Annotated in this window: 29 protein-coding genes; 6 read left to right on the top strand and 23 right to left on the bottom strand. The window is 64.3% G+C overall.

Annotated features, from left to right (window positions below; all coding sequences use genetic code 11):
• Positions 1 to 5 precede the first annotated feature (5 nt).
• From ACFOWB_RS18075 to ACFOWB_RS18115, 9 genes are all read right to left on the bottom strand, one after another.
• Positions 6 to 467 carry a (2Fe-2S)-binding protein gene (locus ACFOWB_RS18075; RefSeq protein ID WP_261403507.1) on the bottom strand — a complete coding sequence of 154 codons (462 nt, stop codon included), beginning with the start codon at positions 465 to 467 and terminating at the stop codon, positions 6 to 8.
• Positions 468 to 716: 249 nt separating this feature from the next.
• On the bottom strand, positions 717 to 2,030 hold the full coding sequence (hflX, locus tag ACFOWB_RS18080; protein ID WP_261403508.1) for a GTPase HflX: 1,314 nt from the start codon (positions 2,028 to 2,030) through the stop codon (positions 717 to 719).
• A 107-nt stretch (positions 2,031 to 2,137) separates the two neighbouring features.
• Positions 2,138 to 2,410: an RNA chaperone Hfq gene (gene hfq / locus ACFOWB_RS18085; RefSeq protein WP_261403509.1), complete on the bottom strand. Its 273-nt coding sequence runs from the start codon at positions 2,408 to 2,410 to the stop codon at positions 2,138 to 2,140.
• Positions 2,411 to 2,628: 218 nt separating this feature from the next.
• Positions 2,629 to 3,492, bottom strand: a complete 864-nt coding sequence (locus tag ACFOWB_RS18090; protein WP_261403510.1) for a D-amino-acid transaminase — start codon at positions 3,490 to 3,492, stop codon at positions 2,629 to 2,631.
• 132 nt (positions 3,493 to 3,624) lie between these two features.
• Positions 3,625 to 4,995 carry a nitrogen assimilation response regulator NtrX gene (gene ntrX / locus ACFOWB_RS18095; RefSeq protein WP_261403511.1) on the bottom strand — a complete coding sequence of 457 codons (1,371 nt, stop codon included), beginning with the start codon at positions 4,993 to 4,995 and terminating at the stop codon, positions 3,625 to 3,627.
• Between the two features lie 38 nt (positions 4,996 to 5,033).
• Positions 5,034 to 7,283, bottom strand: coding sequence for a sensor histidine kinase NtrY-like (locus ACFOWB_RS18100; RefSeq protein WP_378148656.1), 2,250 nt, complete (start codon positions 7,281 to 7,283; stop codon positions 5,034 to 5,036).
• Positions 7,284 to 7,558: 275 nt separating this feature from the next.
• Positions 7,559 to 8,332 (bottom strand): ImmA/IrrE family metallo-endopeptidase, encoded by a 774-nt coding sequence (locus ACFOWB_RS18105; RefSeq protein WP_261403513.1) that lies wholly within the window; start codon positions 8,330 to 8,332, stop codon positions 7,559 to 7,561.
• Positions 8,329 to 8,763: a hypothetical protein gene (locus ACFOWB_RS18110; protein ID WP_261403514.1), complete on the bottom strand. Its 435-nt coding sequence runs from the start codon at positions 8,761 to 8,763 to the stop codon at positions 8,329 to 8,331. Before ACFOWB_RS18110 ends, ACFOWB_RS18105 begins: the two co-directional genes overlap by 4 nt.
• Positions 8,760 to 9,314: a hypothetical protein gene (locus tag ACFOWB_RS18115; RefSeq protein ID WP_378148659.1), complete on the bottom strand. Its 555-nt coding sequence runs from the start codon at positions 9,312 to 9,314 to the stop codon at positions 8,760 to 8,762. The genes ACFOWB_RS18110 and ACFOWB_RS18115 overlap by 4 nt, the downstream gene beginning before the upstream one ends.
• A gap of 191 nt (positions 9,315 to 9,505) precedes the next feature.
• Between ACFOWB_RS18115 and ACFOWB_RS18120 the strand changes: the two genes are divergently transcribed.
• The 5 genes from ACFOWB_RS18120 to ACFOWB_RS18140 all read left to right on the top strand — a co-directional run bounded on the left by ACFOWB_RS18120 (position 9,506) and on the right by ACFOWB_RS18140 (position 14,449).
• Positions 9,506 to 9,730 (top strand): DUF2188 domain-containing protein, encoded by a 225-nt coding sequence (locus ACFOWB_RS18120; RefSeq protein WP_261405871.1) that lies wholly within the window; start codon positions 9,506 to 9,508, stop codon positions 9,728 to 9,730.
• 127 nt (positions 9,731 to 9,857) lie between these two features.
• Entirely contained in the window at positions 9,858 to 11,057 is a 1,200-nt protein-coding gene (locus tag ACFOWB_RS18125; RefSeq protein WP_378148661.1) for a nucleotidyltransferase domain-containing protein, read from the top strand.
• A 1-nt stretch (position 11,058) separates the two neighbouring features.
• The gene (locus tag ACFOWB_RS18130) at positions 11,059 to 12,840 is read left to right on the top strand and encodes a ThiF family adenylyltransferase (RefSeq protein ID WP_378148663.1); all 1,782 of its coding nucleotides are present in this window, start codon (positions 11,059 to 11,061) and stop codon (positions 12,838 to 12,840) included.
• The gene (locus ACFOWB_RS18135) at positions 12,837 to 13,349 is read left to right on the top strand and encodes a Mov34/MPN/PAD-1 family protein (protein ID WP_261403519.1); all 513 of its coding nucleotides are present in this window, start codon (positions 12,837 to 12,839) and stop codon (positions 13,347 to 13,349) included. Before ACFOWB_RS18130 ends, ACFOWB_RS18135 begins: the two co-directional genes overlap by 4 nt.
• On the top strand, positions 13,346 to 14,449 hold the full coding sequence (locus tag ACFOWB_RS18140; protein ID WP_378148666.1) for an SAVED domain-containing protein: 1,104 nt from the start codon (positions 13,346 to 13,348) through the stop codon (positions 14,447 to 14,449). The genes ACFOWB_RS18135 and ACFOWB_RS18140 overlap by 4 nt, the downstream gene beginning before the upstream one ends.
• Positions 14,450 to 14,904: 455 nt before the next feature.
• On the opposite strand, the gene ACFOWB_RS18145 is transcribed toward ACFOWB_RS18140, so the two are convergent.
• The 12 genes from ACFOWB_RS18145 to ACFOWB_RS18200 form a co-directional block, all read right to left on the bottom strand.
• Positions 14,905 to 15,135 carry a hypothetical protein gene (locus tag ACFOWB_RS18145; RefSeq protein WP_261403522.1) on the bottom strand — a complete coding sequence of 77 codons (231 nt, stop codon included), beginning with the start codon at positions 15,133 to 15,135 and terminating at the stop codon, positions 14,905 to 14,907.
• Between the two features lie 220 nt (positions 15,136 to 15,355).
• On the bottom strand, positions 15,356 to 17,221 hold the full coding sequence (locus ACFOWB_RS18150) for a DUF4396 domain-containing protein (protein WP_261403523.1): 1,866 nt from the start codon (positions 17,219 to 17,221) through the stop codon (positions 15,356 to 15,358).
• A gap of 51 nt (positions 17,222 to 17,272) precedes the next feature.
• Positions 17,273 to 17,794: a hypothetical protein gene (locus tag ACFOWB_RS18155; protein WP_261403524.1), complete on the bottom strand. Its 522-nt coding sequence runs from the start codon at positions 17,792 to 17,794 to the stop codon at positions 17,273 to 17,275.
• A 33-nt stretch (positions 17,795 to 17,827) separates the two neighbouring features.
• On the bottom strand, positions 17,828 to 18,274 hold the full coding sequence (locus ACFOWB_RS18160; RefSeq protein ID WP_261403525.1) for a DUF305 domain-containing protein: 447 nt from the start codon (positions 18,272 to 18,274) through the stop codon (positions 17,828 to 17,830).
• 60 nt (positions 18,275 to 18,334) lie between these two features.
• Positions 18,335 to 18,619: a copper-binding protein gene (locus ACFOWB_RS18165; protein ID WP_261403526.1), complete on the bottom strand. Its 285-nt coding sequence runs from the start codon at positions 18,617 to 18,619 to the stop codon at positions 18,335 to 18,337.
• A gap of 23 nt (positions 18,620 to 18,642) precedes the next feature.
• Positions 18,643 to 19,119: a cupredoxin domain-containing protein gene (locus ACFOWB_RS18170; RefSeq protein ID WP_261403527.1), complete on the bottom strand. Its 477-nt coding sequence runs from the start codon at positions 19,117 to 19,119 to the stop codon at positions 18,643 to 18,645.
• 26 nt (positions 19,120 to 19,145) lie between these two features.
• The gene (locus ACFOWB_RS18175) at positions 19,146 to 20,549 is read right to left on the bottom strand and encodes a multicopper oxidase family protein (RefSeq protein ID WP_378148669.1); all 1,404 of its coding nucleotides are present in this window, start codon (positions 20,547 to 20,549) and stop codon (positions 19,146 to 19,148) included.
• Between the two features lie 14 nt (positions 20,550 to 20,563).
• On the bottom strand, positions 20,564 to 22,000 hold the full coding sequence (locus ACFOWB_RS18180) for a TolC family protein (protein ID WP_378148671.1): 1,437 nt from the start codon (positions 21,998 to 22,000) through the stop codon (positions 20,564 to 20,566).
• Complete coding sequence (locus ACFOWB_RS18185) at positions 22,000 to 22,233, bottom strand: hypothetical protein (RefSeq protein WP_261403530.1); 234 nt, start codon at positions 22,231 to 22,233, stop codon at positions 22,000 to 22,002. Before ACFOWB_RS18185 ends, ACFOWB_RS18180 begins: the two co-directional genes overlap by 1 nt.
• Positions 22,234 to 22,361: 128 nt before the next feature.
• Positions 22,362 to 22,790 carry a hypothetical protein gene (locus ACFOWB_RS18190; protein WP_261403531.1) on the bottom strand — a complete coding sequence of 143 codons (429 nt, stop codon included), beginning with the start codon at positions 22,788 to 22,790 and terminating at the stop codon, positions 22,362 to 22,364.
• Entirely contained in the window at positions 22,787 to 23,062 is a 276-nt protein-coding gene (locus ACFOWB_RS18195) for a metal-sensitive transcriptional regulator (protein WP_378148828.1), read from the bottom strand. Before ACFOWB_RS18195 ends, ACFOWB_RS18190 begins: the two co-directional genes overlap by 4 nt.
• Before the next feature lie 92 nt (positions 23,063 to 23,154).
• Complete coding sequence (locus ACFOWB_RS18200; RefSeq protein WP_261403533.1) at positions 23,155 to 23,415, bottom strand: hypothetical protein; 261 nt, start codon at positions 23,413 to 23,415, stop codon at positions 23,155 to 23,157.
• 91 nt (positions 23,416 to 23,506) lie between these two features.
• Here ACFOWB_RS18200 and ACFOWB_RS18205 point away from each other — a divergent pair, with 91 nt between their 5' ends.
• Positions 23,507 to 23,848, top strand: a complete 342-nt coding sequence (locus tag ACFOWB_RS18205) for a hypothetical protein (RefSeq protein ID WP_378148674.1) — start codon at positions 23,507 to 23,509, stop codon at positions 23,846 to 23,848.
• 56 nt (positions 23,849 to 23,904) lie between these two features.
• On the opposite strand, the gene ACFOWB_RS18210 is transcribed toward ACFOWB_RS18205, so the two are convergent.
• Together ACFOWB_RS18210 and ACFOWB_RS18215 are read right to left on the bottom strand one after the other, a co-directional pair.
• Positions 23,905 to 24,576: a Crp/Fnr family transcriptional regulator gene (locus tag ACFOWB_RS18210; RefSeq protein WP_378148676.1), complete on the bottom strand. Its 672-nt coding sequence runs from the start codon at positions 24,574 to 24,576 to the stop codon at positions 23,905 to 23,907.
• A gap of 117 nt (positions 24,577 to 24,693) precedes the next feature.
• Positions 24,694 to 25,032 carry a hypothetical protein gene (locus ACFOWB_RS18215; protein ID WP_261403535.1) on the bottom strand — a complete coding sequence of 113 codons (339 nt, stop codon included), beginning with the start codon at positions 25,030 to 25,032 and terminating at the stop codon, positions 24,694 to 24,696.
• Positions 25,033 to 25,192: the final 160 nt, after the last annotated feature.

The raw sequence follows: 25,192 nt of genomic DNA on the forward strand, positions 1-25,192 counted from the left end.
CTCCCTCAACCCGCGCCGCCTTCGACGGCGGCCTTCTTGATGCCGGCGAGAACGCGGTTGTAGGTGCCGCAGCGGCAGATGTTGGTGATCTCGGAGCGGATGTCTTCGTCGGTCGGGTTCGGGTTCTCCTTCAGGAGCGCCGCCGCCGCCATGATCATGCCCGACTGGCAGAAGCCGCATTGCGGGACGTCGAGATCGACCCAGGCCTTCTGCACAGGATGCGGCTTGCCGTTGGCCAGCCCCTCGATGGTGACGATCTTCTGCTCTTCCTTCACCGAAGCGAGCGGCATGACGCAGGCGCGCACCGCCGCGCCGTCGATGTGCACCGTGCAGGCCCCGCATTGCGCGACGCCGCAGCCATATTTGGTGCCGGTGAGCCCGAGCTGCTCGCGGAGCGCCCAGAGGAGCGGGGTGCCGGGATCCGCTTCAATCTCGCGGACCTGACCATTCACGTTGAGCCGAACCATGGACATCTCCCTGGGGTCTCAGCTTGGATCCCGGCGTCGGCCGCGCGTCCAACGACGCGGCGGCGACGACGCCAGGCTATGGCGGACGGGGGAGCTTCCCCCGACTTCAAGGTAGAACAGTTCTATGCGGAGGCTGTCGCACGTCTTTGTCAGCCTCGCGACGCGACTGTCGCGAGATGTCGCGAAACCGGTCCCGCGATACGTTTTGATACAAAGTCGGGAGCGGAGGCGGCTCGTGTCCGCCTGGGCTCAGGCGCTGCGACGCTCGGCGGCGTTCTCGCCATAGGGCGCGGCCGCGGGGAAGCGGCGGAGCAGTCCCTCGACCCGTCCGGCCTCGAGGCGGAGCACGAAGCGCACAGCCCCGTCCTCGTCGACGTCGCGCGCCATCACGTCGCCCTGGCGCCGCAGCCAGTTCTCGCTCGCGCCGTCGGCGGCTGCGACGCTCACCACATAGGTCTCGCGGCCGGTGGAGATCCGCTCCTCGATCGCGGCGAGCAGCGCGCCCTCGCCTTCGCCCGTCAGCGCCGAGACGAGCGCAGGCCGGTTCAGTTCCTCGCGCCGGGCGGCGGTGGCGGCGAGATGGGCCTTGGCGTCCTCTCCGAGCGCGTCGATCTTGTTCCAGACCTCGATCAGCCGCGGGTCCGTCTCGGGATCGACGCCGAGATCCTTCAGCACCGACACGACGTCCTCGCCCTGCGCTTCCGTGTCGTCGTGGGAGACGTCGCGGACGTGGAGGATGACGTCGGCCTCCAGCACCTCCTCGAGCGTCGCCCGGAAGGCGGCGATGAGCTGCGTGGGCAGTTCGGAGATGAAGCCCACAGTGTCCGACAGGATCGCGGGCGCGCCATGCGGCAGGCGGATCTGGCGCAGCGTCGGGTCGAGCGTCGCAAACAGCATGTCGGCGGCGGTGACGTCGGCGCGCGTCAGGCGGTTGAACAGCGTCGACTTGCCGGCGTTGGTGTAGCCGACGAGCGCGACCACCGGGTACGGCACGCGCTTGCGCCCCGCGCGGTGGAGGCCGCGGGTGCGTTTCACCTGCTCGAGCTCGCGCTCGATCTTGAGGATGCGCTCGCCGATGACGCGGCGATCGGCCTCGATCTGGGTTTCGCCCGGGCCGCCGAGGAAGCCGAAGCCGCCGCGCTGGCGCTCGAGATGGGTCCAGGATCGGACGAGCCGGCTCTTCTGCCAGGTGAGATGCGCGTGCTCGACCTGCAGCACGCCTTCCTTGGTGCGGGCGCGGCGGCCGAAGATCTCGAGGATGAGGCCGGTGCGATCCAGCACCTTGGCCCCGAGCTCCTTCTCGAGATTGCGCTGCTGGACCGGCGAGAGCGCGGTGTCCATCACCACGAGCTCCACGCCCTCGGCCTTCGCGATGTCGGCGAACTCCGCGACCTTGCCCTTGCCCAGATAGGTGGCGGGCCGGATTTCGGAGAGCGTCACCAGCCGGCTCGCGACCACGTCGAGCTCGATGGCGTCGGCGAGGCCGACCGCCTCCTCGAGGCGCGCCTCGGGCGTGCGCGCGCTCGTGGACGGCGCCCTGCCGAGCAACGGCGTGATCACCATCGCGCGGGTGCGCGCCGTCGGGCGGCGAGCTTCCGCCGCCGAAGAACCGGTATCTTCCAAACGTTCAACCCATGCGACGCGTCACAAGACGACGGTCGGCCGCGTCGTCACCGCCCGCCGCGCGACGGGACGATGTCCCCTTCCGCCTCTTCGGGCTCGAAGAGCTGGATCGGGTGTCCCGGCATCACCGTCGATATGGCGTGCTTGTACACGAGTTGCGAGTGCCCGTCGCGGCGCAGCAACACGCAGAAATTGTCGAACCAGGTGACCACGCCCTGCAGCTTGACGCCGTTCACCAGGAAGATCGTCAGCGGGACCTTGTTCTTGCGGACATTGTTGAGAAAGGTGTCTTGAAGGTTCTGTGCGCGCTCAGCGGCCATCTTCTTGTTCTTTCGTTTGCGCAGTCGCTCGCCGTCCGCTGGCGTCGGCCGTCGCAGGCGTCATGGAGATCGTCCGAAGGATTTTTGGCCCCCGTCCGCCGCCCGCCCGCAGCGCCGACGCCGACTTCACGAAGCGGCGTCCCCCTTATTAAGGCCGTCAGGGCGGCGTTCCGCAAGACTTTGGTGGTAGGACGAACCGTCCAAGGCGGCGTTTTTCGTTACGCTTCACCGCGATGGGCGAATTCGTGATAGCGGCGTCTCAATTCGAGCGCGACCTTGCCCGGCCGGCCGTCGCCCACCGGCGCGCCGTCGATCGCGACGATCGGCGTCACGATCGCGGTCGCGGCGGTCATGAAAGCTTCCTTGGCAGCCTTGGCCTCGGCGACCGTGAAGGGCCGCTCCTCGACGCGGATCTGAAGATCGCGCGCCATGTCGGCGACCGTCGATCGGGTGATGCCGCGCAGGATGCCGCTTTCGGCCGGGCGGGTGATCAACACGCCGTCGGCGCTCACGATCCAGGCGTTGGTCGAGCCGCCTTCGGTGACATGGCCGTCGGCGTCCACATACCAGGCCTCCTTCGCGCCGGCCTCCTTGGCCTGCTGCTTGACCAGCACGTTCGGAAGCAGGCCGACAGACTTGATGTCGACGCGCGGCCAGCGGTTCTCCGGGACCGTGATCACTTTCACGCCCGCCTCCGCGCCGACGTCGTTCTTCGCCCGGTCGAACGAGCGCGACGTGACGACGACCGCCGGCGCGACGGTCGCGGCGGGAAAATAATGGTCGCGCCGGGCGACGCCGCGGGTCACCTGGAGATAGACGATGCCCTCCCGCACCCGGTTGCGGCGCACGGTCTCGCGCAACACCACCTTCAGCGCCGCCTCGCTCATCGGATGGCGGATCCTGAGTTCGTCCAGCGAGCGCCAGAGGCGCGCGAGGTGCCGCGGCTCGTCGATGAGCCGCCCGCCCATGACCTCGCAGACCTCGTAGACGCCGTCGGCGAACTGATAGCCCCGATCCTCGATGTGGACCGAAGCCTCGGCGTGAGGGACGTAACGGCCATTGACATAGGCGATGCGGGACATGGGATTTCCGTTGAGTCAGCCATCATCCCGGCCGACGCGGAGCGCAGAGCCGGGATCGTCCTGAGTTAAAGGCGCTTCTTCGCGATGACGATCCCGGATCGACGCAATGCGACGTCCGGGATCACGCATGCCTCACCCGATGCCGAGCGCCTTCAGCTTCCGGTGCAGCGCCGAGCGCTCCATGCCGATGAACTCGGCGGTGCGTGAGATGTTGCCGCCGAAGCGGCTGATCTGCGCGAGCAGATACTGGCGCTCGAAGATCTCGCGGGCGTCGCGGAGCGCCAGGCCCATCAGTTGCTCGCCGCCCGCGCCCGTCGGCGTCGGCGGAACCATGGTGCCGATTTCCGAAGGCAGCATGCTCGCCGTCACCACCGCGTCCGGGTCGCCGCCGGCCAGGATCATCAGGCGCTCGACGTTGTTGCGAAGCTGCCGGACGTTTCCGGGCCAGTCGTGCGACTGGAGCACCGCCATCGCGTCCTCGCCGATGGTGCGCTTGGCGAGGCCGGTCGCGCCGGAGATCTGGTCGAGGAAGTGGTCGATCAGCTCCGGAATGTCCTCGCGCCGCTCGGAGAGCGCCGGCACGCGCACCGGAACCACCGCGAGGCGGTGGAACAGGTCCTCGCGGAAGCGTCCCTGCGCGATCTCCTCCTCGAGATTGCGCGCCGAGGACGAGATGATGCGGACGTCGACCTGGACCCTCGTGGTCCCGCCGACGCGGGTGAAGGTCTGCTCGACGAGAACCCGCAGGATGCGGTTCTGCGTCTCGCGCGGCATGTCGGCGACTTCGTCGATGAAGAGCGTGCCGCCATGCGCCTCCTCGAGCGCCCCCACCTTGCGCGAGCCGCCGTTCTCCACGCCCTCGACGCCGAACAGCTCTTCCTCCATCCGCTCCGGCGTGATGGCGGCGGCGTTGATGAGGACGAACGGGCCCTTGGCCCTCGACGACTTCAAGTGGATGACGCGCGCCGCGAGCTCCTTGCCCGAGCCCGAGGGTCCCGCGATCAGGATGCGGCTGTTGGTCGGCGCGACGCGGTCGAGCGCGCCGCGCAGCTGATTCATGACCGTCGACTTGCCCACGAAGCTCGTGGTGACGCCCGAGCCGCGCTTCAGATCTTTGATCTCGCGCTTCAGCTGGTAGCTCTCCAGCGCCCGCTGCGCGATCAGCACCAGGCGGTCGGCCTTGAAGGGCTTTTCGATGAAGTCGTAGGCGCCGTTCTTGATGGCCGAGACGGCCGTCTCGATGTTGCCGTGGCCCGAAATCATCACGATCGGGATCTCGGGATGGTCGCGGTGGACGACGTCGAGCAGCTCGAGGCCGTCGAGCTTCGAGCCCTGCATCCAGATGTCGAGGAACACGAGGTGCGGGCGCCGCTTGGCGATCTCGGCCAGCGCCTCGTCGGAATTGCGGGCCGTGCGGGCGCCGTGGCCCTCGTCCTGCAGGATACCGGCGACGAGCTCCCGGATGTCGGCTTCGTCGTCGACGATGAGAATGTCGGTGGCCATGTGAAGTCCAAATAGCTCCGAAATGAAAGACGTCGAAATCAGGCGGCGGGCTGGGCGTCGGCGGGAACCACGGCGGTCTCGGTCGGACTGCGGGCCAGGAACCAGAGCCGAACCATCGCGCCGCGGCCGCCGTCCGCGACGGCCGGGGAATCGAGCAGTTCGACGCCGCCGCCGTGCTCCTCCATGATCTTCCCAACGATGGCGAGGCCGAGCCCCGTGCCCTTCTCGCGGGTCGTCATATAGGGCTCGAGAAGCCGTTGTCGGTTCTCGGTCGGAAGTCCCGTGCCGTTGTCCACCACCTCGATCACCGCAATGTCGCCCTCGCGGCGCACGGAGACGTCGATGCGGCCGACGCCTGGCGTGTTCTCGGGGACGGCGGCGACCGACTCGGTCGCGTTCTTGACGATGTTGGTGACCGCCTGGCTGATGAGGCGGCGGTCGAAGCGCGCCGCCACCGGCTTGTCGACGCCCGTCGCCTCGATGACGATGTCCGGATAGCCGACGCGCATCATGAACACGCCCTGCTTCACGATCTCGGCGAGGTTCTCCTCCTCGATCGTAGGCTTGGGCATGCGGGCGAAGGACGAGAACTCGTCCACCATCCGTTTGATGTCGTCGACCTGGCGGATGATCGTGTCGGTGCACTGGTCGAAGATGTCCCGCTCCTCGACGATGACCTTGCCGTATTTGCGCCGGATGCGCTCCGCCGAGAGCTGGATCGGGGTGAGCGGATTCTTGATCTCGTGCGCGATGCGGCGCGCGACGTCGGCCCAGGCGGAGGTGCGCTGCGCCGAGACGAGCTCGGTGATGTCGTCGAGCGTCACGACGTAGCCGTGCTCGTCGGCGGCCGAGGTCTCGGTCGTGAAGCGGACGTTGAGGTTGCGCTCGCGACCTCCCCTCAGGATCGTGATCTGCCCCTGCACCAGCCGCTGCGACCGCCCGAGCGCGGCGTCGATCAGCGGCGCGAATTCGGGGGCGGCCTCGCGCAGCGGACGGCCGAGCAGCGTCTCCTCCGGCTCGCCGATGAGGCGTTCGGCCGAGCGGTTCATCAGCGTGACGCAGCCCGAGAAGTCGATGCCGATGACGCCGGCCGAGACGCCCGCCAGCATCGCCTCGGTGAAGCGGCGGCGGCTGTCCATCTGCTCTGCGGCCTCCACCAGCTTGTTGCGCTGGGTGCGGAGCTCCGCCGTCATCTTGTTGAAGGTCTCGCCGAGCGCCCCGAGATCGCCTTCCTGCTTCCGCGAGATCGGCACCTGGACATAGAGGTCGCCCTGGCTGACCTGGTCGGCGGCGGTGATGAGGCGCCGGATCGGCGCGACGAGGCGGTTGGCGAAGGCGAGGCCGAGCCAGATGGCGGCGAGCAGCAGCGACAGCGACAGCAGCACGTAGAGCAGCGCGAAGGTCGCCTGAATGCGCGGCCGCCGCAGCGTCAGGGCGTTGTATTCCTCCGACCCCTGCTCCACGAGCCGCATGTAGCTGTTGGCGCGAGGATCGACGGGGCGCGCGACGAACAGCACGAGGTCGTCATAGCCCGACAGCTTCAGGATCGCGCCGATGGCGTTCTGCTTGCCCGGCGCGAGCAGGATCGGCTCGGCGGTCTCGGCGCTCTGGATGTCGGGCGCCGGGGGCTTCGGGAAGTCGCGGCCGATCTGGATCTTCGCGCGCTCCACCACCGACATGTCGGTAGGGTTGATGAGTTGCGCCTCGGGCAGGCCGCGGATCGTCGCCTGCGCGGTGAAGAACTCGGCGAAGCGGGTCCGGTCCCTGTCGAACAGCGGGCGCGCGCGGTTCACGTCATTGGCCATGGCGAGGATCTCGCCGCGGATCGAGCGGGCGTGCTCGTTGAGATAGGCGCGCGCGACGACGAGCGAGTTGTCGACGATTTCGCGCACGCGGGTCGAGAAGAAGCTGTCGAAGCCCTTGTCGATCGTGACCAGCGCGAACACCGCGAGCAGCGCCGCCGGCGCGACCGCCACCACCGAGAACATCGCGACCAGCCGGCCGTGAAGCTGCGAGCCCGCCTGCGCGCGCCAGCGCGACATCACGAAGCCGCGGATCTCCCAGGCGATGATGACGACGAGCAGCGCGACGAAACCGGCGTTCACCAGCACGGCGATGCGGCTCGTCTCCTCGGTGGGCTCGATGTCGGCCCGGCCGGTCAGGATCATGAAGGTGACGAGCGCCGACAGCAGCGCCGCGAACACGGCGAGCGGACCAACGACGCCGGGCCCGCGCCGTTCGCGCGTCGTCGAGGCTTCAGGGGTCTGGAGCGGACTTTCGACAGACAAAGGCTGACCCGAAACGCGCTGGGGAGTTCACGACCGCAGGCTCATGACCCGAGCGCGCGACGGTTCCCCACCCCGAGTCGCGGCCTGCCGCTGATGCAGCTGTACCACACTGTTGTCGGAATGCGACAGCTTTGCGGCGAGCCTTCGCCTTAGCGGCCGATCCCGTGAGCCTTCGCCCATAACAGCGTCGTTTAGTGCAATTGTGCGACGCACTTAGCCCATAAGCCCGTCGCGACAGCGCGGTCGAAGAGCTCAGCCGGGCTCTTTCCGGTCTATCAATCTCGGAGCATGCTCGCCGATTTGAACGTCACGATCGTCAGGATGTCGCCGTTGCTGAGCTTTTGCGACTGCTCGTAGACCTCAAGGTCTCCAATGCCGGCGCGCTCGAAAAACCATGCATCGGCCCCAATGAGCTGACGCCGCGATCTCTCTTCGCCGCCGAAGAGCACCTCCATGGCGTTTGATTCTGCATCGACGTCATCCCGCGGGAACCATCGCTCCGGCACGCTTCGAGTACGCCGAAATCGAACCCGTCCTTGTTGGGAATGACGGATGACGACGGCGGGTTCGGGTTCGATGTCGATCAGTCGGCTGGTCATCGCCTCGCGGCTTACTTGGAATTGCTCCCGCAGTTCGTCGACCGCTTCAAATGTGAAACGCCGCGTTTTGCGCGCCAATGGCGCAAGGAGGAACGTCGGCATCAGCAGGTCGGCCGAATAAGCGTCGGCGATGCGTTCCGGGTCATTGGCGTCGCGCATGCGCCTGGCGCCAATGTCATCCTTTCGGCATACGAAGGACCGGCCGCGGTGATATTTCCAGTGTCCAAGCTCGTGTCCGATCGAGAAGCGCTTCCGCGTCGGGATCGAGCTTTCTTCGACCGTGATGATGGCGCGGTTACCGTATCCGATGATTCGCGCTTCGCAGCTGTCGAGCGAAGCGAAGCGGACTTCAGCGCCCGCATCCCAGGCGATCGCTTCGAGATCGATCTCTCGCGGCGCTTCGATGCCAAGTTCGATCAGTAGTCGCTCCGCCGGCGTCGGGAAGCTCACCGCGGATTGCCATCCTCGTCGATTGCGCCGAGATCGCGAAGATCCTGCAGGATTGAGTCGACCTCCCTTTCGGAAGCTCCGTCGCCCTTTCGAGCCGCCATAGTCAGTCGTTCGCCCAGCCGACCATCATTTTCTGCGAAGCCTTTAAGGATCGCTTGCTTCCTTTCGAAGCTCAGGAAGGTCGCTGATGCGATCGGCATCCCGACACGCCTGCGGTCCAGTGATGCCCGCGCCGACTTCAAGCGTTCCTTCGCCTGCTCTTGAATGAGGCTCTCTATTAAAGCGCGCAGCTCCTGTGCGACCCGTTCGGGATCCTCACCGGTCTCCTGAGCTTCCGCGAGCAATTCCTCGTCGGTAAGAGCGTCGATCTCATCCAGTCGCCTATCGACGAAACTCAACATCGCTTTTCCGTCCTTTGAGGCGGCGCTCATGGCCGCTGACCGTACGGAAACGCCCTGCCTGTCGTCCTGCGGATCCGCTTCCGGATCGTCGCGAATTCCTTGAGATCCCAGTTGCCCAGCGATCGGATTGCTTCAGCTGACATCTGATCGAACTCCCCCATCAGGACCAACTGCGCATCTTCGTCATCGGCGAAGAGACGCTCGAGCTCTTTGGACATGCTCTGTACCTCCTCTTTCGCAATAAGCAGTTCCTCCGCGTCGCGGCCGGTCGACGCGGGATCGAACCCCTCGTCCTCGACCATCGCGTCGAGGCTGCACTCATCGAGTTTTTCCTTTTTGCGGCCAGCCCATATGAGGCTTCTCATCGCATTCCGCAGGAACGTCTTGATAGGTACGCCGACGGGGCACCGCCGTTCGCCGACAAGCGACTGCCGGATCGCGTCGCTGACCACATCTAGCGCTTGCCGCCGATCGGGCATTCCGCAGAACTTTCCGTAGCCCGCTATCCGATAAAGGTCGGCTGTCGTCAGCTCATTGAGAGCGTCGCGTACCTGGTCCGGCGTCAATGTCGGCTTGCTCACGCGATCGTCCTGCTGCCCAGACACAATCATAGGCTGAGATTCGACCTGTCTCGGACGCGGATCGAAAATTTTTAGCCGAATTGTCCGAGGCCAATCCCTGAAGAGCCTACTCCTACGAAAGCCAATCCTTGGCGATCGCCGGCGTCGCGGACCGGCCTGTCGACGAACGCCGCGAGATAGGAGGTGAATCCATGTCGGGTAAGAACCAGCACATCGTCCCGCACGATGAGGGATGGGCTGTTCGTGGCGAAGGAAACTCGCGCGCGACGTCTGTCCACGACACCCAGCGCGAAGCCATCGAGCATGGGCGAGAGATCGCGCGGAATCAGGGCAGCGAGCTTCTGATCCATGGCCGTGACGGCCGGATCAGAGAGCGAGACAGCCACGGAAACGATCCGTTCCCGCCGAAAGGCTGACTATCCTCCGCTTCCACGCGGATTTTGCCGGAGACCGCAGAGGCGCGGCCTCCGGCCTTATGGTCATAGGCGGAAGCGCACGTGTGTCGCCGAGCCGCCATCGCTGAGACGCGAAAGGTGAAGTGCGATGAACATGCTGACGACGGTGATCACGCCCGAGGCCGAAAAGTATCTCGAGGCCTTGGTCGCCGAACTCGAAATTCCCAAGAGCCGCTATGAGCAGGCGACGTCCCGCTACATCTCACTCGGTGAGTGGTTGCATCGCGATGCGTCGGCCATCAAGAAATTTGACCCGCAGGTTTACGTCCAGGGTTCCTTTCGGCACGGCACGGCGATCAAGCCGCTCACCGAGCGCGAAGAATACGACGTCGATTCCGTAGTCGAACTGCGGCGTCTTCTGAAATCTCAGGTCAGCCAGGCCACGCTGAAGCGCGCGGTTGGCGCCGAGATCACGGCTTATGCACGCGCGCACGGCATGGAGAGGCCGGTTCGGGAAAGACGTCGCTGCTGGACCCTCGACTATGCCGATGGCGCCCAGTTCCACTTGGACGCCGTCCCCGCCCTCTCGAACGGCCAAGATCAGAGGGTCCTTCTGGAAGCGCGGGGCCTCGACCAGCGATGGGCTGACACGGCGATCGCCATCACGGACAACGAGACGCCGAACTACGAGCAGATCACGAATGGCTGGCCCCGCTCCAATCCGAAGGGCTACGGCAAGTGGTTTCGCGAGCGTGTCGTGGTGGCTGTCGAGCGACGCCGCAGGGCTGGCGGCGTCTACGCAGACGTCGAATCCATGCCGACCTACAAAATCAAGACGCCCTTGCAGTCGGCGATCATGATCCTCAAGCGCCATCGAGACATGATGTTCGTCGGTCGTGGCGACGAGCGTCCCATTTCCATCATTCTCACCACGCTTGCCGCTCATGCCTATAATGGCGAGCTCACGGTCGGCACGGCCTTGGTCGCGATCTTGGCGCGCATGGATCACTTCATCCAATTCGTGGACGGGAGGTATGTGATTCCCAATCCAACCGATCCTCTCGAGAACTTCGCGGACAAATGGGAAGCGCATCCGGAACGGGCCGAGGCCTTCTTCGAGTGGCTCTTGCACGCTCGTGAGCAATTTACGCAGGCCGCCCGCCTGTCGCTCCGGCAGCAGATCACCGAAGTCGTAGCTTCCGGGGTCGGACGTCCGGTTGCCGAACGTGCCCGTGACCGGAGCTTTGGCCTCGCGGCGCCCGCCCTCCTTACCGAAGGCATCGTGCGCAACGTGGCTGAGGCTCAAGAAACGCCTGTCAGGCTCGAAGGGGGCGGTCGGAACGCCTGACGTGCCCGACGCTCTTGACCATCGACGGACGTCAGCCATCGCAGCGGTCGAGACGTGGCTTGTGGAACGAACGTCAAGCGTCCAACGGCTCGAAGCCGGCGATCTCGTCCATTTCCGTGGCTCTCCGATCGCCGGCTGGCGTGTGTCTGCTGACTTCGCGGACGGTGAAAGGCGTGTCGACATTGTGGTCGACGCTGCCTTTCCATTTCGGCCAGCAAAGCTGTTGCTCGTTGACCGCCCGGCGTTTGGAGTGTGGCCACATGTGGAACGAGATGGCTTCCTCTGTCTAACGAGTGAACAAGCGGCATTCTCGTCCGAAGACCCGATCGGTGGCGTAGCTGCTCTGTTCGAGATGGCGTTCGGGCTTGTGCGCCGGTGTGTGACCGAGAGCTGCGATGCCGAGTTTCGCGCGGAGTTTCTCTCCTATTGGCCTGGCTCCGCGGAAGTGGCAGGCCGGGCCGTGCTCGGGCTTTTCGAGCCAGACGGCGGTTCCCGCGCAATCCGCGCGTGGTGGGGAAAAGATTTGCTGCTCCTCGCTGACGACGACGACGCCATTCATCGTTGGCTGCGGGCTTGCTATGGAGATCTGCGAAAGCGAGATCTCAAGACCGCTGCTGGAGCCCTTCTCTGGATCGGTCGGCCCCTAACGCCGTCACAGTTTCCCAAGACGGGCACGGATTTGCTCGATCTCTCCGACCAGCGCGAGGCAAGAAGTATCCTCGACGACGCGGCGGCGACCTTGCCGGGCGCCTTGCCGGTGGTTCTTGGCATGCGCGCCGACGCGGGCGACGCATATGCGGGCCTCCTTATCCCCCAGCCCGGTGTCGCCCGATCTAAAGTCGCCGCCGGCCGCGGTTTCAGGCCCAGCCGAATCCCACCCCACGTGGCGGCTCGCCGATACTTTGGCGGGTCGGCAGGCGAGGCCTTCATCGTGGAGCGCGCCGATCCTTCCTGGATCCACGGGCGCGCCCGCGATCCGCGCTTCGCGACGTTGCGCGGCTCAAGCGTCGTGCTCTTGGGCTGCGGCTCGGTCGGCGCCCCCGTCGCCACGACGCTTGCCCAAGCTGGCGTCGGCAAGCTGATCCTCGTCGATCACGACGGACTCAAGGCGGCAAACCTCAGCAGGCATCCTCTCGGCGCGGCGTCTCTCGGCAAGCCGAAGGCGCGCGAACTCGCTCTGCGAATACGGCGCGACCTGCCCCACATCCTCGTGGAGGCCGAAGTCATGGACCTTCAGCGTCTTCTCTTGGAGCGCCCAGAGCGACTCCTCGAAGCTGACCTAGTCATCTCCGCGCTCGGCAACTGGGCTGCGGAAGCCATGCTGGATGAATGGCATCAAGGCGCGGTCTGTCCGGGGCCGGTTGTCTATGGCTGGACTGAAGCCCACGCCTGCGCGGGTCATGCCGTCGCGATCCTGCATGAGGGCAAGCGGCTCAGGGATGGCTTCGATTCGACAGGGAAGCCGAAGCTTGAAGTGACCGCGTGGCCAAACGGGCCGACTATCGCCCATGAACCTGCCTGCGGCGCCGTCTTTCAACCTTACGGACCCGTCGAACTGGGCTTCATCACGAGCATGGTCGCCGACCTCGCTCTTGACTGTCTGCTCGGCGGCGTCATCGCCTCGACGCACAGGATATGGGCATGCGCCGAACGACTGCTCGACGGCGCTGGCGGTGTATGGTCGGACGAGTGGACAAGCCTTGTCGATGGCCGATCGGAAGGAGGGTTTCTGACGAAGCGACTGTGGGCGGCGCCTCTCGGCGCGGAGATCCTACCGGCATGATCGAATACGTCGTCGGAAGTTCTGACCAGCGCTTGATGTTCGTTCAGGAGGTCGTCGACCATTTCGCGACGTACCGGCAACTCCGGTTTTGGCAGCGCGAAGCCGGAGGTTCTCTTTTCGCTCGGTTTGCCGACAAGCTCGTCACGGTCGAGCGCGCTACCGGGCCGCGCCCGACCGACCAAAGAACGCGATGGTCCTATCGACCGGATCGCGCTGCAGAGCAGAACGAAATCGACGAATTTCATCGCGTCGGACTTCATTTTATCGGCACTTGGCACACCCATCCGGAGCGCGATCCAAGTCCCTCGGGCATAGACCTGCAATCAATTGCCGAGGCGGTGGTTCGTTCAAGACATGCCCTGAACGGCTTTGTCCTCGTCGTCGTAGGGCAGCGCCATCCGATGGAGGAGCTGTTCGTCGCCGCATGCGACGCCGCAGCTGTTTATCCCCTGGCGCGATCCCCTGTTAGTTCCCCCGCGAGCTATCAAGAAGAGAGGCGGTCGGCATGACGTTCGACTATCTCGTGCGCGCCGTCGCTGACGCGTTGCGAACCTATGTCGGCTGGCTCGTGCGGCCTCGGTTGCTCGCGCATTACGGCATGTGGTGCGGGCTCGCGATCGTAGGCTTCGTCTGCAGCGGCTGGGCGATCGGACTTGAGCTCCCGACCCTGGAAGGTCCTTTGCGCTTCAGCTTCGATACAGGTGGCGGAACTCCGACGTTTCTGACCTGGGCTCTGCTTCTATTCGGGTTTGGGCTGCTGGCGTGGGGTCCTTGGCAAGAGTGGGCAAGGTATCGCCACGAGCGCGATCTCCTGTCCAAAAAGCGCGTCCTCGTACTTGAGGCCCGCGGACTTCGGTTCGAAATCGGCCGCGCATTGGCGGACGCAGTTCCCGATCTGATCCTCGGTCGGCGCGAACCGCGGATCTTGGACTTCAGACAGATATATGACGGCGAGATCACTCATCCCGAACGAGGTCTTGAGGAAGCGATTTCACTGCCAAACCAAATCCGTCAGGCGGCCGCGGGCGCCGACCGCGGCGACTTCACTGTCGTGTATGGGGGGCTTGCGCCGGTGCCATACACATTTCTCACCGGTGTTCTGATCGACGATGAAGGAAAACTCTTCGTTATGGACTGGGACCGGACGGCTGAGCGTTGGAGGGCTCTGGACGCCCCCGACGACGGAAAGCGGTTCGAAGTCGAGGGTTTGGATTCGCCTAAAGATTCGCCCGAAGCCGTGATGGCGGTAGCGGTCTCCTATCCGGTCCTTGACCGCAATCTTGAATCGGCGTTCCCAAAACTCCCGGTTGTCCGGTTAACGCTGGAAGACGGAGATGTGAACGCACATTGGTCGGCTGAGAAGCAGGCCGCGCTCGCCGAGCAGTTTCTCGATGCCGCTATTGCGCTCGAAGGCTGCGGGGTTCGGAGGATCCATCTCGTTCTGGCGGCGCCGAACAGTCTGGTTGTCCGCCTAGGGCGTGCTTACGATCGCCGCAACCTGCCGGCGCTCGTAGTGTGGCAGTTCGAACGAGATATGACCCCGCCTTATCCATGGGGAATCGAAATGCCCCTGGGAGCGATTCATCGGCCTGCAATTGTCCGTGCGTGACTTTGGAAGACAACTGCGGTCAGCGTTAGGAACACCGTGTTCGCATCTGCAGATGTTTTGCTTCAAATAGGCCTGCGTTCACCGAATCTGAACCAAAGCGCACTTCGGCTTCATCTGATATCCTTTGAAGTTGTGACGGATCCAGTGGGCGGATTGCTCGTGGCGGACGGCCGCATCGTTGGTAAGGGTCTTCAGCACCACCCGTTTGGAGTCATCGCACGACGGCGGCGTCAGTCCGATTCGCTTAAATGCAGGCTTTGGAGCTACTTCCTCTCTTGAGGCTGACGAATGCGCTTGCGAACGCGCGATCGAAAGAAAGCCGAATAGGGCCAAGGTGGCGGCTACCGCTACGATTCTGAGCGACATGCGTTCATTATCGCGCACTGACTTGTCTCCAGATCAGCTTCGGCCCGGCCGGCGAACCAGGCCGAAGCGCCTCACTCAGTTCGTCCGGGTCAGCGGATCACGACGCTGCGATGATCGTGCGTGTTGGTCGACACCTGCTCGAACGCCTGGTCGTCGGCCTTCGGCTTGCCCGTCAACGTCGCGAAGTCGGGAACACTGGCGTAAAAGTCAGCGCGGTCGCGACCGTGCTGATTGGTGGAGTTCGGGATCGTAGCGTCGTCTGCGAGCGCTGCCCCCATCGAGCCGATTACGACCAGGCTCGCCACCAGAAGCGTCTTCATTTCTTTCACTCCATCTGCTGCGCTCGAACTTGAGCTGGAGTGAAGGTGACGCATCGCGTGCATCCTCGATGTGGCGGTCGCCACATCGGCGGTCTGTCAGCGACGCCGTTCTGACACAAGCCCGCGACAGCGAACCGGTGGCCGGCAGCACGCTGACAACGTCGACGCGCCGCCGCCCACCGGTCTCGGATCGATCCAAGAGGCGCGTTTGCGGCTCACCTCAGCCCGCAACGTCGATGACGGTCATCAACCCGCCGCCGCCCTTCTCTTCGACATTGTTGTTCGAGGTGTGATGCGGGATATGGCAGTGGATCAGCCACTTGCCAGGCCGGCGCGCCGTCCAGACGACATCATAGCGTTGCCCGGGGCCCACATTGACTGTATCGGCAAGGAACCGCCCCGCCTCCGGAATTGTCTCCCCGTCCCGCGCGACGACCTGAAACGGGCCGCCGTGGATGTGCATCGGGTGAACGAACCCATTGTTGGTTCCGACGAACCGCACCTTGAGCGTCTCGCCGACCTTCATCCGGATCGTGTCGGTCGCGGGATAGGCCCGGCCGTTGATCGTAAAGTAGTTCGGCATGCCGCCTTCCATCGGCATCGCCGGATAGGTCAGGCCCTCCCGTTTGAGCCATTCCTGCAACTGGATGACGTAGTCATGGTCGGCCGTGACCTCGTCCGCCGGATTGGCCGGATCGATGATCAGAGCGCCATATAGGCCGAGCGCCTGGGTCCGGTCGGGCTTGGCGTGCGGATGGTAGAAGTAGGTGCCGTGCTGCTCGGCAGTAAATTCATAGCTGTATGACCCGCCAGGCTCGATCGGCTTCTGGGTGATCTCCGCAGGTCCGTCCATCTGGTTCGGCAGGATCAGGCCATGCCAGTGGATGGTGGTATCTTCCGGCAACCTGTTCCTGACGTTGATCCGGACCGTGTCGCCCTGGCGGATATGGAGGCGGGGACCGGGGATCTGACCGTTGTAGGCGTAAGCGTCGACCGTCACCCCGGGCAGGATCGACCAGCGGATCACGGTCGGCTCGAGATCGAACACCTTGACGTCGCCTTCCATGCGGAAGGGCGCATCCTGATCGCCCCGGACGTTTGGCCCGAAGGTCGCTGAGATCAGCCGAGGATCGGCGGCCGCCATGTCCAGCATGGCGTCGGCCGGCGTGTCGCGGTCCATGATCATGCCGGGCGGCATGATCGCGCCGCGCACGTCCTTCGCGGACAGGGACATATTCACCCAATTCGCCGGCGAGACCATGCCGAGCCCGAGGGCCAGAACCGAAACGCCGCCGATTGCCGCAAGCTGCGGAACCGTCGCGCCCGCTCCCATGCCGCTATGCCCGGCGTCAGTGTGGCGGTCGTCGTCGCCGCCCTTACGGCCGTCGTGACCCGCGTGGCCGGCCTGTGACTTCGCCTCCGGCCGCTCCGTCATCAGGCCGTGCTTCAGGCCTCTGGCGACCAGCCACACATTGGCGGGATAGGCCGTCGCAAACCCCACGATCACGCCGAGCGACATCACGCCCCAGAACAGCAGCTCGGTCGGCTCCATGGCGCGCATGTCGCGCCCCATCATCAGCAGGCTCATGACCGGCGCCATGCCGGCCATCATGAAGTTCATGCTGATGAATTCGGGTAGAAAGCTCTTGCGAACGTTCTCCCAGTAGGTTCCGCCCATCATCGATTTCATGAACAGGGACTGGAAAATGAAGAGCCCGAAGGCGAAGCCGGCGAGATACTCGACGATCAGGTCGAGCCACATCGGCAACCCAAGCGAGGCCGTGATCACCGCCGCCAGAATGATGCCCGTCGCGTCGCCGGCGACGCAATGGATCGTCGAGCCCGCGCCCTGTTTCCAGAGCGGTTTGACGAACTCCTCATGTTTTCCCGGCCGCGGCTCTTTGTCGGCAAGCACATAAAGCAGAAGGCCGATCGGACCCATGTAGAGCGTGACGAGGATAAACCCCCACTTCATCACGACCGGCTCGGGATTGTTCCTATACTGGTCGACCGCGACGTAGAGCGTCGACGCCAAGGCTAGCGCGAACCAGACGGCGAGAAAATAATCGACAGGTTGAACGAACATGCGAAGACCTCGATCGCGCCCTCGCCGAACGACGAGGGCGTCGGGAGCTGGTTATTGTTTTGCCTGGGAAAGCATCCGGTCATAGAGGTCATGCCGGATGTCGTGCTGCGCCAGAATCCCTTTAACGAGCGGCTTGGCGGTGGTCTCGCACCATGCAACCAGGCGCTCGGTCTCCGAGGCCGCGGAGTCGCCGCTCATCACGTGGATCAATCCGAGAGAGATGGCCCTCGCGGCGTTCGCCGCCCGGATCACGACGACGCCAGCGTCGCTCTCCGATACCCGGGACAGGATCTCCGCCTTGATGTGCTCGGCGAATGCGCGACCGTCGCCTTCCGCGCCCTTGGTGTCCTCCAGAAACCATCGGTTCTGCTCGGCGCAGACACGGCTAAGGTTGTCGGCGAGAAAGGCCGTCGACAGGACATTGGCGAGAACGTCAGTGTCGACGGCGCTTTTCGTCGGGCCCGCTCCCGTCGCGTCGGCCGGCCCTACCGACGCCAGAGCGCCGAGAAGGGCTCCGACAAGAATGCTGTGACGGCGAGGCCAAGACAGCGATCGGGCGGCGGGACAGGCCATGGCTTCCTCCCTCGATTCCGGTTGACGGCGGCTCTACTGGGCGCGCTTGCCCGCCCAGGCCTCGAACTCCGCGATCTCCTTTTCCTGGTCCTCGATGATCTTCCTGGCCCAGGCCTTGGCCTGATCGTCCTTGCCGCTCTGCAGCTCGATCTTGCTCATCGCCACCGCGCCGCGGTGATGAGCGATCATGCCGCAGACGAAGGCGAGGTCGGGATCCTTGATCCCATGCGTCGCCCTCATAGTCCGGTTCATCTCCTGCATGGCCTTCATCGAAGCCATCTGGGGTTCGCCCATGCTGGACATCGAGTGGGACGCCATGTCGCCCATCTCCATCGCCTTGCCCGTCATGCCCTGTCCGGGCGAGGCCGACTGGCAAGCCTTGGGCAGGCTCTCCGTTCCCTCCGGCGGTGCTTTGGCGTCCTGCGCCATCGCGGCCCCTGCGCTCACGGCGAACGCCGTCGCCAGCAGTATCCTCAACATCTCGCGTCTCCGAAATCGTATTCGAAGCGGGCGCGCTCACCGCGCCCGCTTCTGGAAAGATTAGTTCTTCTGGATCTTGGTGACCGTGATCTGGCCATTGACGCGATCGGCCTCGAAGTTGACCTTGTCGCCGACCTTGACCGACTTCAGCATCGCAGGATCTCCGGCCTTAAAGACCATCGTCATCCCCTCATCCATGCCGAGAGACTTGATCGGACCGTGCTCCAGCGTGACCTTGCCGGCGCTCTCGTCGATCTTCTTGACGGTCCCTTCCACAGCCCAAGCAGCGGTCGTGGCCAGCAGCGCGAAGGCGGCGGCGCTCACGGCGGTCTTGATGACTTTCATGTTCTTCTCCTTGAGGTTTTTCGTCATTTGACGGCGACAGAGCCGTCCATCCCGGACTCGCGATGGCCCGGGATCAGGCAGGCGAAGTTGAACTCGCCCGACTTCGAGAATTTCCAGATGATTTCATCGGTCTTGCCCGGCGCGATCCGCCGTCCGTTCGGATCGTCATGCTCCATGTCGGGAGCCTTCTGCATCGCGATCGCGTGCTTATCGTTTTCAGCCCGCGTCGCCAGCATGAACTCGTGGTCGAGTTGGCCCTCGTTCTTCAGAACGAACCGGATCTGTTCTCCTTTGCTGGCGGACACCGAGTTCGGCTCGAATATCATCTTGCCGTCGTCAGTTTCCTTCATGACGATCTCGATGGTTCGATTGGGCTTTTTGGGATCTCCAGGCTCGCCATAAGCCCGCGATCCGCCGTGATCGTGGCCGGCGTCGGCAAGGGCAAGCGTCGGAAGCAACGCCGCGCCCAGAATGACGGCGAACTTGAACATCTGTTTCATTTCGAGTGTTCCAATCTTTCCTGAGATCAGTGGTTTGCGTGTCCGCCGGAGCCGGCCTTCGGCTTCACGACGTTCATTTCCATGTCGCCGGGCATCGCTTTCGCCGGAGGCTGGCTGGTCGCGGCCTGCTGCGGTCCCTTCCACTCGAAGGCGACCTGACCTTCGGGATGCTTGAACCAACCCGGATCCTTGTAGTCGCCGCGCTCGACGCCCTCCCGGACCTTCACCACCGTGAACATCCCGCCCATCTCGATCGGCCCGAACTGGCCGAAGCCCGTCATCATCGGCAGCGTGTTGTCGGGGAGCGGCATCTCCATCTCGCCCATGTCGGCCATTCCGGCGCTGCCCATAGGCATGTAGCCAGGCACAACCGCCTTGATCTTCTTGGCGATGTCCTTCTTGTTCACGCCGATGAAGTTCGCGACCTCATGGCCCATGGCGTTCATGGTGTGGTGCGACTTGTGGCAGTGGATCGCCCAGTCGCCGGGCACGTCGGCGACAAAGTCGAAGGCCCGCATCTGCCCGACGGCGCAGTCGATGGTGACCTCGGGCCACGCCGCCGCCTCCGGCACCCAGCCGCCGTCCGTGCACGACACCTTGAAGTCGTAGCCGTGCATGTGAATCGGGTGGTTGGTCATGGTAAGGTTGCCGAAGCGGATCCTGACCTTGTCGCCCTTGCCGGCAACGATTGGGTCGATGCCCGGGAACACGCGGGTGTTCCAGGTCCAGAGGTTGAAGTCGGTCATCTCCGCGACGCGGGGCACGTAGGTCCCCGGGTCGATGTCGTAGGCCGACATCAGGAAGACGAAGTCGCGATCGACACGCCGGAACGCCGGGTCCTTAGGATGCACGACGAAGAAGCCCATCATGCCCATGGCCATCTGGACCATCTCGTCGGCGTGCGGGTGGTACATGAAGGTCCCGCTCTTCCGGAGCTGGAACTCGTAGACGAAGGTCTGTCCGGGCTTGATGTGCGGCTGGGTCAGTCCGCCGACGCCGTCCATGCCGGAGGGTAGGAGCTGCCCGTGCCAGTGGACGGTCGTGTGCTCCGGCAGGCGGTTGGTGACGAAGATCCGGACCTTGTCGCCCTCCACCGCCTCGATGGTCGGACCCGGCGACTGGCCGTTGTAGCCCCACAGATGCGCCACCATGCCCGGGGCGAGCTCGCGGATCACGGGCTCGGCGACGAGGTGGAACTCCTTCCACTCGCCGTTCATGCGCCAGGGCGCGGTCCAGCCGTTCAGCGTGACGACCGGGTTGTAGTCGGGGCCCGTCGACGGGACGAGCGGCGGCTGCATGGCCGCGTCCTTCATGGTCGCCGCTTCGGGGATCGAAGCGGCCTGAACGCGGCCCGAGACTGCGGCCGCCGCGACCAGCGACGTGGCGCCCGCTGCGGATGCGGACAGAAAGGATCTGCGCGAGACGGTCATGATGTCTCTCCCGGTCACTGAGGCGATGCGGCGGATGAGGAGGCGGCCGAGGCGAGCTTCGGCTCAGGCGACGCCTCCTCGGCGCCGCCCCCTCCGATAAGGGCGGCCTGGAAGTCGACGTCGGCGATGAAGAAATCGCGCTTGGCGCGAATGGCCGCGACGTTCGAGGCGACGTTCTCGCGGGCGTTGGTCAGAAGCTCGAAGGCGTCGACCAGCATGCCGTTGTACTGGAGCTGCGACTCGTCGGTGATGATCTTCCGAAGCGGCAGGACACGGGTCTGGAACGCCCTCGCGATGTCGTAGCGGCCGCGATAGGTCGCATAGGCCTCGCGAGCCTCCGAGCGGGCGTTGACCGCCTTCTCAAGCAGTCTGTTGACCGCGCCCATGTAGGTCTCTTCGGCCTTCGCGGAGCGCGCTTTCCCGAAATCGAAGATCGGGATCTGAACCGCGACCTCGAATCCCTTCGGATTGGCTTTGTCGCCCTCCGCCGATTTCGAATGATTGGCGAGGCCGGTGACCTCGAGCATGGAGATCGCGCGGGTCTGCTCAGTCAGCCCGTAGCTCTGCGCCAGCGCGTCGAGCTCAAACCGATCGCCGATGAGATCAACGCGACGACGAAGAGCGGTGGCCTCAACGTCACCCTGCGTCTTCAGTCGGGGAAAACCGGGAAGCCGGGATGGAAGCTTGTAGTCGAGGTCCCGGCCCCACAAACCGAGTTCCCTGGTCAGCGCCTCGCGCTCCTTGATCGCGTCAAGGCGCGCTTCCGCGAGTTCGGTCGCAACCTCGGCGTAGAGGGCTCCCGAACGGGCCTGATTGAGCTTGGTCGTGGCGCCGGTCTCACCGAGCTTCTTGGTTAGCTCGGCCGACGCCGACGCCGACGCCCGCGCCGTTTCCAGAAACGCCGCCGTCTCGCGCGCAGCTACCGCTTGATAGAACGCGCGTCGCGCCTTCACCGCCGTCCGGAACGTCGCCTGGATCGTCTTGTATTGCGCCGCGCGGAACTCGGTCTCAGCGATCTTCGCGCGCCTTGGCAGCGTGATGAGCTGCAAAAGATCGGCAATCAGCCGGCGCTCGATATCGAGTTCGCCCCGATAGGTGACGCGCTCGACCGAAACCGTAGGCGACGGGGGGAGGCTCGCCTCCACATACTCTGCCTCGGAAACGCCAAGCGCATTGTACTCCGCCTGTAGACCGCGATTGTTCAGGAGCGCGATCTGGACGGCGGCGTCAGCGGTCAAAGGCTTGGCGAGCAACCTCGTGACGCGGGATTGGACCGCGGCCGCGTCGGCCGGCGTCACAATCTTCGCCGTGTCCTTGCCGAGATCGAGAGAAACGCGCGAGACGACCGGCGTCATGCCGCGATCGGCGGAGATCGAAGCGCAGGCGCCCAGCGTCGCGGACAAAGCGGTCACTACGGACACGCGCGCAAAACGGGAGCGGAGCAAGCTCATCACATGCCCTCCATCGGCTTGGAGGTGACGGCCTTGTTCTGCTCGAGCCACGGCTTGGGTTCTACCGGGCGATAATTGGCCATGCCGGCAGTGACCGAGACATATCGATTGCGCGGCGCGGGAGCCGATGGGTCGGCCGCATCTGGGCCTACGACGGGTGATGGCGGCAGCGCCGAGCAGGCGCTCAAAAGCGCAGCGAACGACGCTGCAACGGCCGAGACGAGCGGCTTCATGAAGTACCCCGAGATCTGACGAACGGACGCGATGGCGCTGGTTGCGCCGGCGAGCGCGGTCGATCAGACGACTGGGGGAAGGTTCACGAGGTTCGGACGATCATCCGGGCGCAAACGTTCTCAAGACGTCAGCCGACCAACGCGGACGGACGTCTGGGAGGGCGCTTGATAAAGATCGAGGGACCCTGCAGCGCAGACGGTTCGGTCCCTGAGGTCAAAACCGCAACAGCCATCGACAACGCCACGGGAAGCCCGAGCTCGGTCGACATGACGGCATGACAGGTGTTGCTGCAGCAGGTCTTGGTGGACCCATCCGGCGCGGAAACGTGTCCCGCGCAATCCGGCTCTGAAGCACTGGCTGAAGTTGTGGCGCGATCGCCGACTTCGGCGAGGTCGTGCGTCGTGGTCGATGCAGCCTCCGCCGACGCTTGGTGCGACTGCGACGTCATAGCAGCGTCGTGGCCGCCGTGAGCTTGGCTGGGCGCTGTCCAAGCGATGAAGAACGTCAGCGCCAGGGCAAAGCCGGCCAGCACACGGGAAAACGCCTTCAGGCTCATCCCCGCACCCTTCCGAGCACGTCGACCAGCTCAGCTACCTTTTTCCGCTGCTCGTCCTTGTCGCCGCTTTCGATGGCGTGCTCGACGCAGCAACCCACATGATCCTGGAGGATAACCTCTTCGACCTTTTTGAGCGCGGCGCGGACCGCCGCGATCTGGGTCACGACGTCAATGCAGTAGCGGTCCTCCTCGACCATGCGCGCGATTCCACGAACCTGACCTTCGATCCGGTTCAGGCGCTTGGCGCAGGAGGATTTAGCAGCCGCCATCATCGTTTCCATAATACCCAGTCCGGGTATCAATGCAATGCTCTTTAAAGGGCCGGGACGATGGCCTGTCGCAAACGTCCCGGCTCAAAGATCGGTTAGTGATCGTGTCCGCTGGTCTGCGTCGGGGTGACCTTCTTGCCGTCGTCCGCCTTCTCGGCTGGGCGGCCGTCCTTTGTCCCCTGACCGACCGCGCCAGCTTTCGGAGCTGGAACCTCGACATGAGACGAACTGCTGGCCGATTCACGAGCCGGACCATTGTTTTGGGTCGCGTTTTTGTCTTCCGCGAACGCCGCTGACGAAGCAGCCAGACCGATTGCGAAGATTCCAGCGACGATGGCGCGATCAAGATAAGACACGTTAACTCCTTCGATCTGAACCTGTTGAATGTCACGCGAGCCGCGTTGACCGCCAGCCCAGTGCGAAAGTAGCGGCCAAAAAGAAAACGCGATGTGGCGATCGCCACATGTCTTCGGCGTGATCTGTCAGATGTTCTCCAAACACCGGCGCAAACGCCGCCGGCTTAAGGAGAGGAACATGTTCAGGTCATTAGGTTTCGGCCTCATTCTTGCCAGCGCGGTGGCCGCGACCGCCTCTGCGCATCCTTTGACCGCCCCGATGCAGTCCGGGCTTTCTACGCCTGACGCTGATGGTCGCTGGGTGATGCGCACCATCCCGCCGAACAAGCTTCCGACGAAGAGCTGGGAGCACGTCAACGCTTCCTCCGAGACGAATGCCCTGCCTGACCCGAGCAGGAGCCCCGGCGGAGCTTCTCACTGGGTGAAGAACTGATCTTCATCCTGTGAGAAAGAGGGCCGCGGCAGCCCCCACGGCCGCGGCCCTCGCATTCACAGGCCATCCCTCGACCAGGACGGCCCCACCAAAGCCAACCGCGGACCCTCGCGCCGTATGGCGCCGACGCGCTCCAGCCGGCTCAGTTCCTTCGTCACGGCCTCGCGATGGCTGGCAATCCTCACCGCAAGTTCCCGATGGGTTGGAAGCTGTTCGATATGCTCGCCGTCATCGCTCGATTGCGCCATCCGCAGCAGTTCGGCCGCTAGCCGATCGGCCACATGCATGGTCACGCTTTCGGCCATTCGCAGGTTGGTGCGGCACTGTCGCCGGCACATCGCGTCCATCGCCGCGACCGTGAACTCAGGCACGTCGGAAAGCGCGCGCAGATATGCCGGCTTTCGCAATGCCCAAACTTCAGTCTGCTCGACGGCGGTGACCGCGAGCGGAACGCTGTCGTTACCCAAGGCGAAGGCTTCGCCGACCATTTCGCCGGGGCGAACGTCCGACAGAAACGCCTCCTTGCCGTCGATCGTTGGCGTGACGACCGACAGCATTCCCGCGACCACGATCAGGACGCAGCATTCGCCGTCCGGCAGATCGACGGTCTGGCCTTTCGGAAGAATGCGCCTGCGCGCGCCAAGCTCGGCCGCGTGGCTCTCGAGTATGTCCGGGATAAAGCTGACGCGATGCGGCGCCGCCGCCGCGATGCGTGACGATTGGATCATGACTGAAACCATTGGCGGCGCGCGAAACGCAAGCGCGTTTGATGGCTGTCGCCGCCCCATAAAGGATGACCTCGCCGTTCGACCCCCAAGGCCTTACGGCTGCGCGAAACGTGGCGGTCAGAGCCGTCGGGGCGGCGGCGTCGCGCGATCCATCATGGCGCCGAGAGCGATTGTCTCGAAGAATCGAAAGGTCAGTGCATCAGACAGCGAGAGATGTGGGAACGCTCGGGGCTCCGGCGCCGGAACCGCTGCGCAAACCGAAGGGCCGCAGAGATCATTCGCCCCAGACTTCGCCTCGTCCTGGCATCCCGCGTCATTTGGGGAAGCACACACGAACTCGCCGTTCTCGCCGTGATGAACGATCCCGGCTTCGGCGGTGGAGTGGAGCCCCATGAAGCCAATCGTCATCAGCGCCACAAACAGCAGCCGCATCAGGTAGGCGAAGACGCCTGTCAAGCGACGCCTTTCGATCCGACGTGAAGATGGAACAGCGTGCACTGACGGGGTCCGAATCCGATAGCTTGCCACCGTACCCCTGCAGGGTATAAAGATCAACTTCGTATATACCCCACCTTGGTATTTGAGAGGCGACGATGGCGGACCCTGTCCATCACTC

This window comes from Chenggangzhangella methanolivorans (assembly GCF_042648545.1).
Taxonomy (GTDB): Bacteria; Pseudomonadota; Alphaproteobacteria; order Rhizobiales; family Methylopilaceae; genus Methylopila; species Methylopila methanolivorans.

Coding starts and splice junctions, on each gene's coding strand:
- ACFOWB_RS18170 (WP_261403527.1), bottom strand. CDS start 19,119: ATGAAACAGATGTTCAAGTTCGCCGTCATTCTGGGCGCGGCGTTGCTT.
- ACFOWB_RS18120 (WP_261405871.1), top strand. CDS start 9,506: ATGTCGGGTAAGAACCAGCACATCGTCCCGCACGATGAGGGATGGGCT.
- hfq (WP_261403509.1), bottom strand. CDS start 2,410: ATGGCCGCTGAGCGCGCACAGAACCTTCAAGACACCTTTCTCAACAAT.
- ntrX (WP_261403511.1), bottom strand. CDS start 4,995: ATGGCCACCGACATTCTCATCGTCGACGACGAAGCCGACATCCGGGAG.
- ACFOWB_RS18140 (WP_378148666.1), top strand. CDS start 13,346: ATGACGTTCGACTATCTCGTGCGCGCCGTCGCTGACGCGTTGCGAACC.
- ACFOWB_RS18110 (WP_261403514.1), bottom strand. CDS start 8,763: ATGAGCGCCGCCTCAAAGGACGGAAAAGCGATGTTGAGTTTCGTCGAT.
- ACFOWB_RS18210 (WP_378148676.1), bottom strand. CDS start 24,576: ATGATCCAATCGTCACGCATCGCGGCGGCGGCGCCGCATCGCGTCAGC.
- ACFOWB_RS18155 (WP_261403524.1), bottom strand. CDS start 17,794: ATGGCCTGTCCCGCCGCCCGATCGCTGTCTTGGCCTCGCCGTCACAGC.
- ACFOWB_RS18160 (WP_261403525.1), bottom strand. CDS start 18,274: ATGTTGAGGATACTGCTGGCGACGGCGTTCGCCGTGAGCGCAGGGGCC.
- ACFOWB_RS18090 (WP_261403510.1), bottom strand. CDS start 3,492: ATGTCCCGCATCGCCTATGTCAATGGCCGTTACGTCCCTCACGCCGAG.
- ACFOWB_RS18145 (WP_261403522.1), bottom strand. CDS start 15,135: ATGAAGACGCTTCTGGTGGCGAGCCTGGTCGTAATCGGCTCGATGGGG.
- ACFOWB_RS18190 (WP_261403531.1), bottom strand. CDS start 22,790: ATGAGCCTGAAGGCGTTTTCCCGTGTGCTGGCCGGCTTTGCCCTGGCG.
- ACFOWB_RS18125 (WP_378148661.1), top strand. CDS start 9,858: ATGAACATGCTGACGACGGTGATCACGCCCGAGGCCGAAAAGTATCTC.
- ACFOWB_RS18150 (WP_261403523.1), bottom strand. CDS start 17,221: ATGTTCGTTCAACCTGTCGATTATTTTCTCGCCGTCTGGTTCGCGCTA.
- ACFOWB_RS18195 (WP_378148828.1), bottom strand. CDS start 23,062: ATGATGGCGGCTGCTAAATCCTCCTGCGCCAAGCGCCTGAACCGGATC.
- ACFOWB_RS18185 (WP_261403530.1), bottom strand. CDS start 22,233: ATGAAGCCGCTCGTCTCGGCCGTTGCAGCGTCGTTCGCTGCGCTTTTG.
- ACFOWB_RS18175 (WP_378148669.1), bottom strand. CDS start 20,549: ATGACCGTCTCGCGCAGATCCTTTCTGTCCGCATCCGCAGCGGGCGCC.
- hflX (WP_261403508.1), bottom strand. CDS start 2,030: ATGGTGATCACGCCGTTGCTCGGCAGGGCGCCGTCCACGAGCGCGCGC.
- ACFOWB_RS18075 (WP_261403507.1), bottom strand. CDS start 467: ATGGTTCGGCTCAACGTGAATGGTCAGGTCCGCGAGATTGAAGCGGAT.
- ACFOWB_RS18165 (WP_261403526.1), bottom strand. CDS start 18,619: ATGAAAGTCATCAAGACCGCCGTGAGCGCCGCCGCCTTCGCGCTGCTG.
- ACFOWB_RS18205 (WP_378148674.1), top strand. CDS start 23,507: ATGTGGCGATCGCCACATGTCTTCGGCGTGATCTGTCAGATGTTCTCC.
- ACFOWB_RS18180 (WP_378148671.1), bottom strand. CDS start 22,000: ATGAGCTTGCTCCGCTCCCGTTTTGCGCGCGTGTCCGTAGTGACCGCT.
- ACFOWB_RS18135 (WP_261403519.1), top strand. CDS start 12,837: ATGATCGAATACGTCGTCGGAAGTTCTGACCAGCGCTTGATGTTCGTT.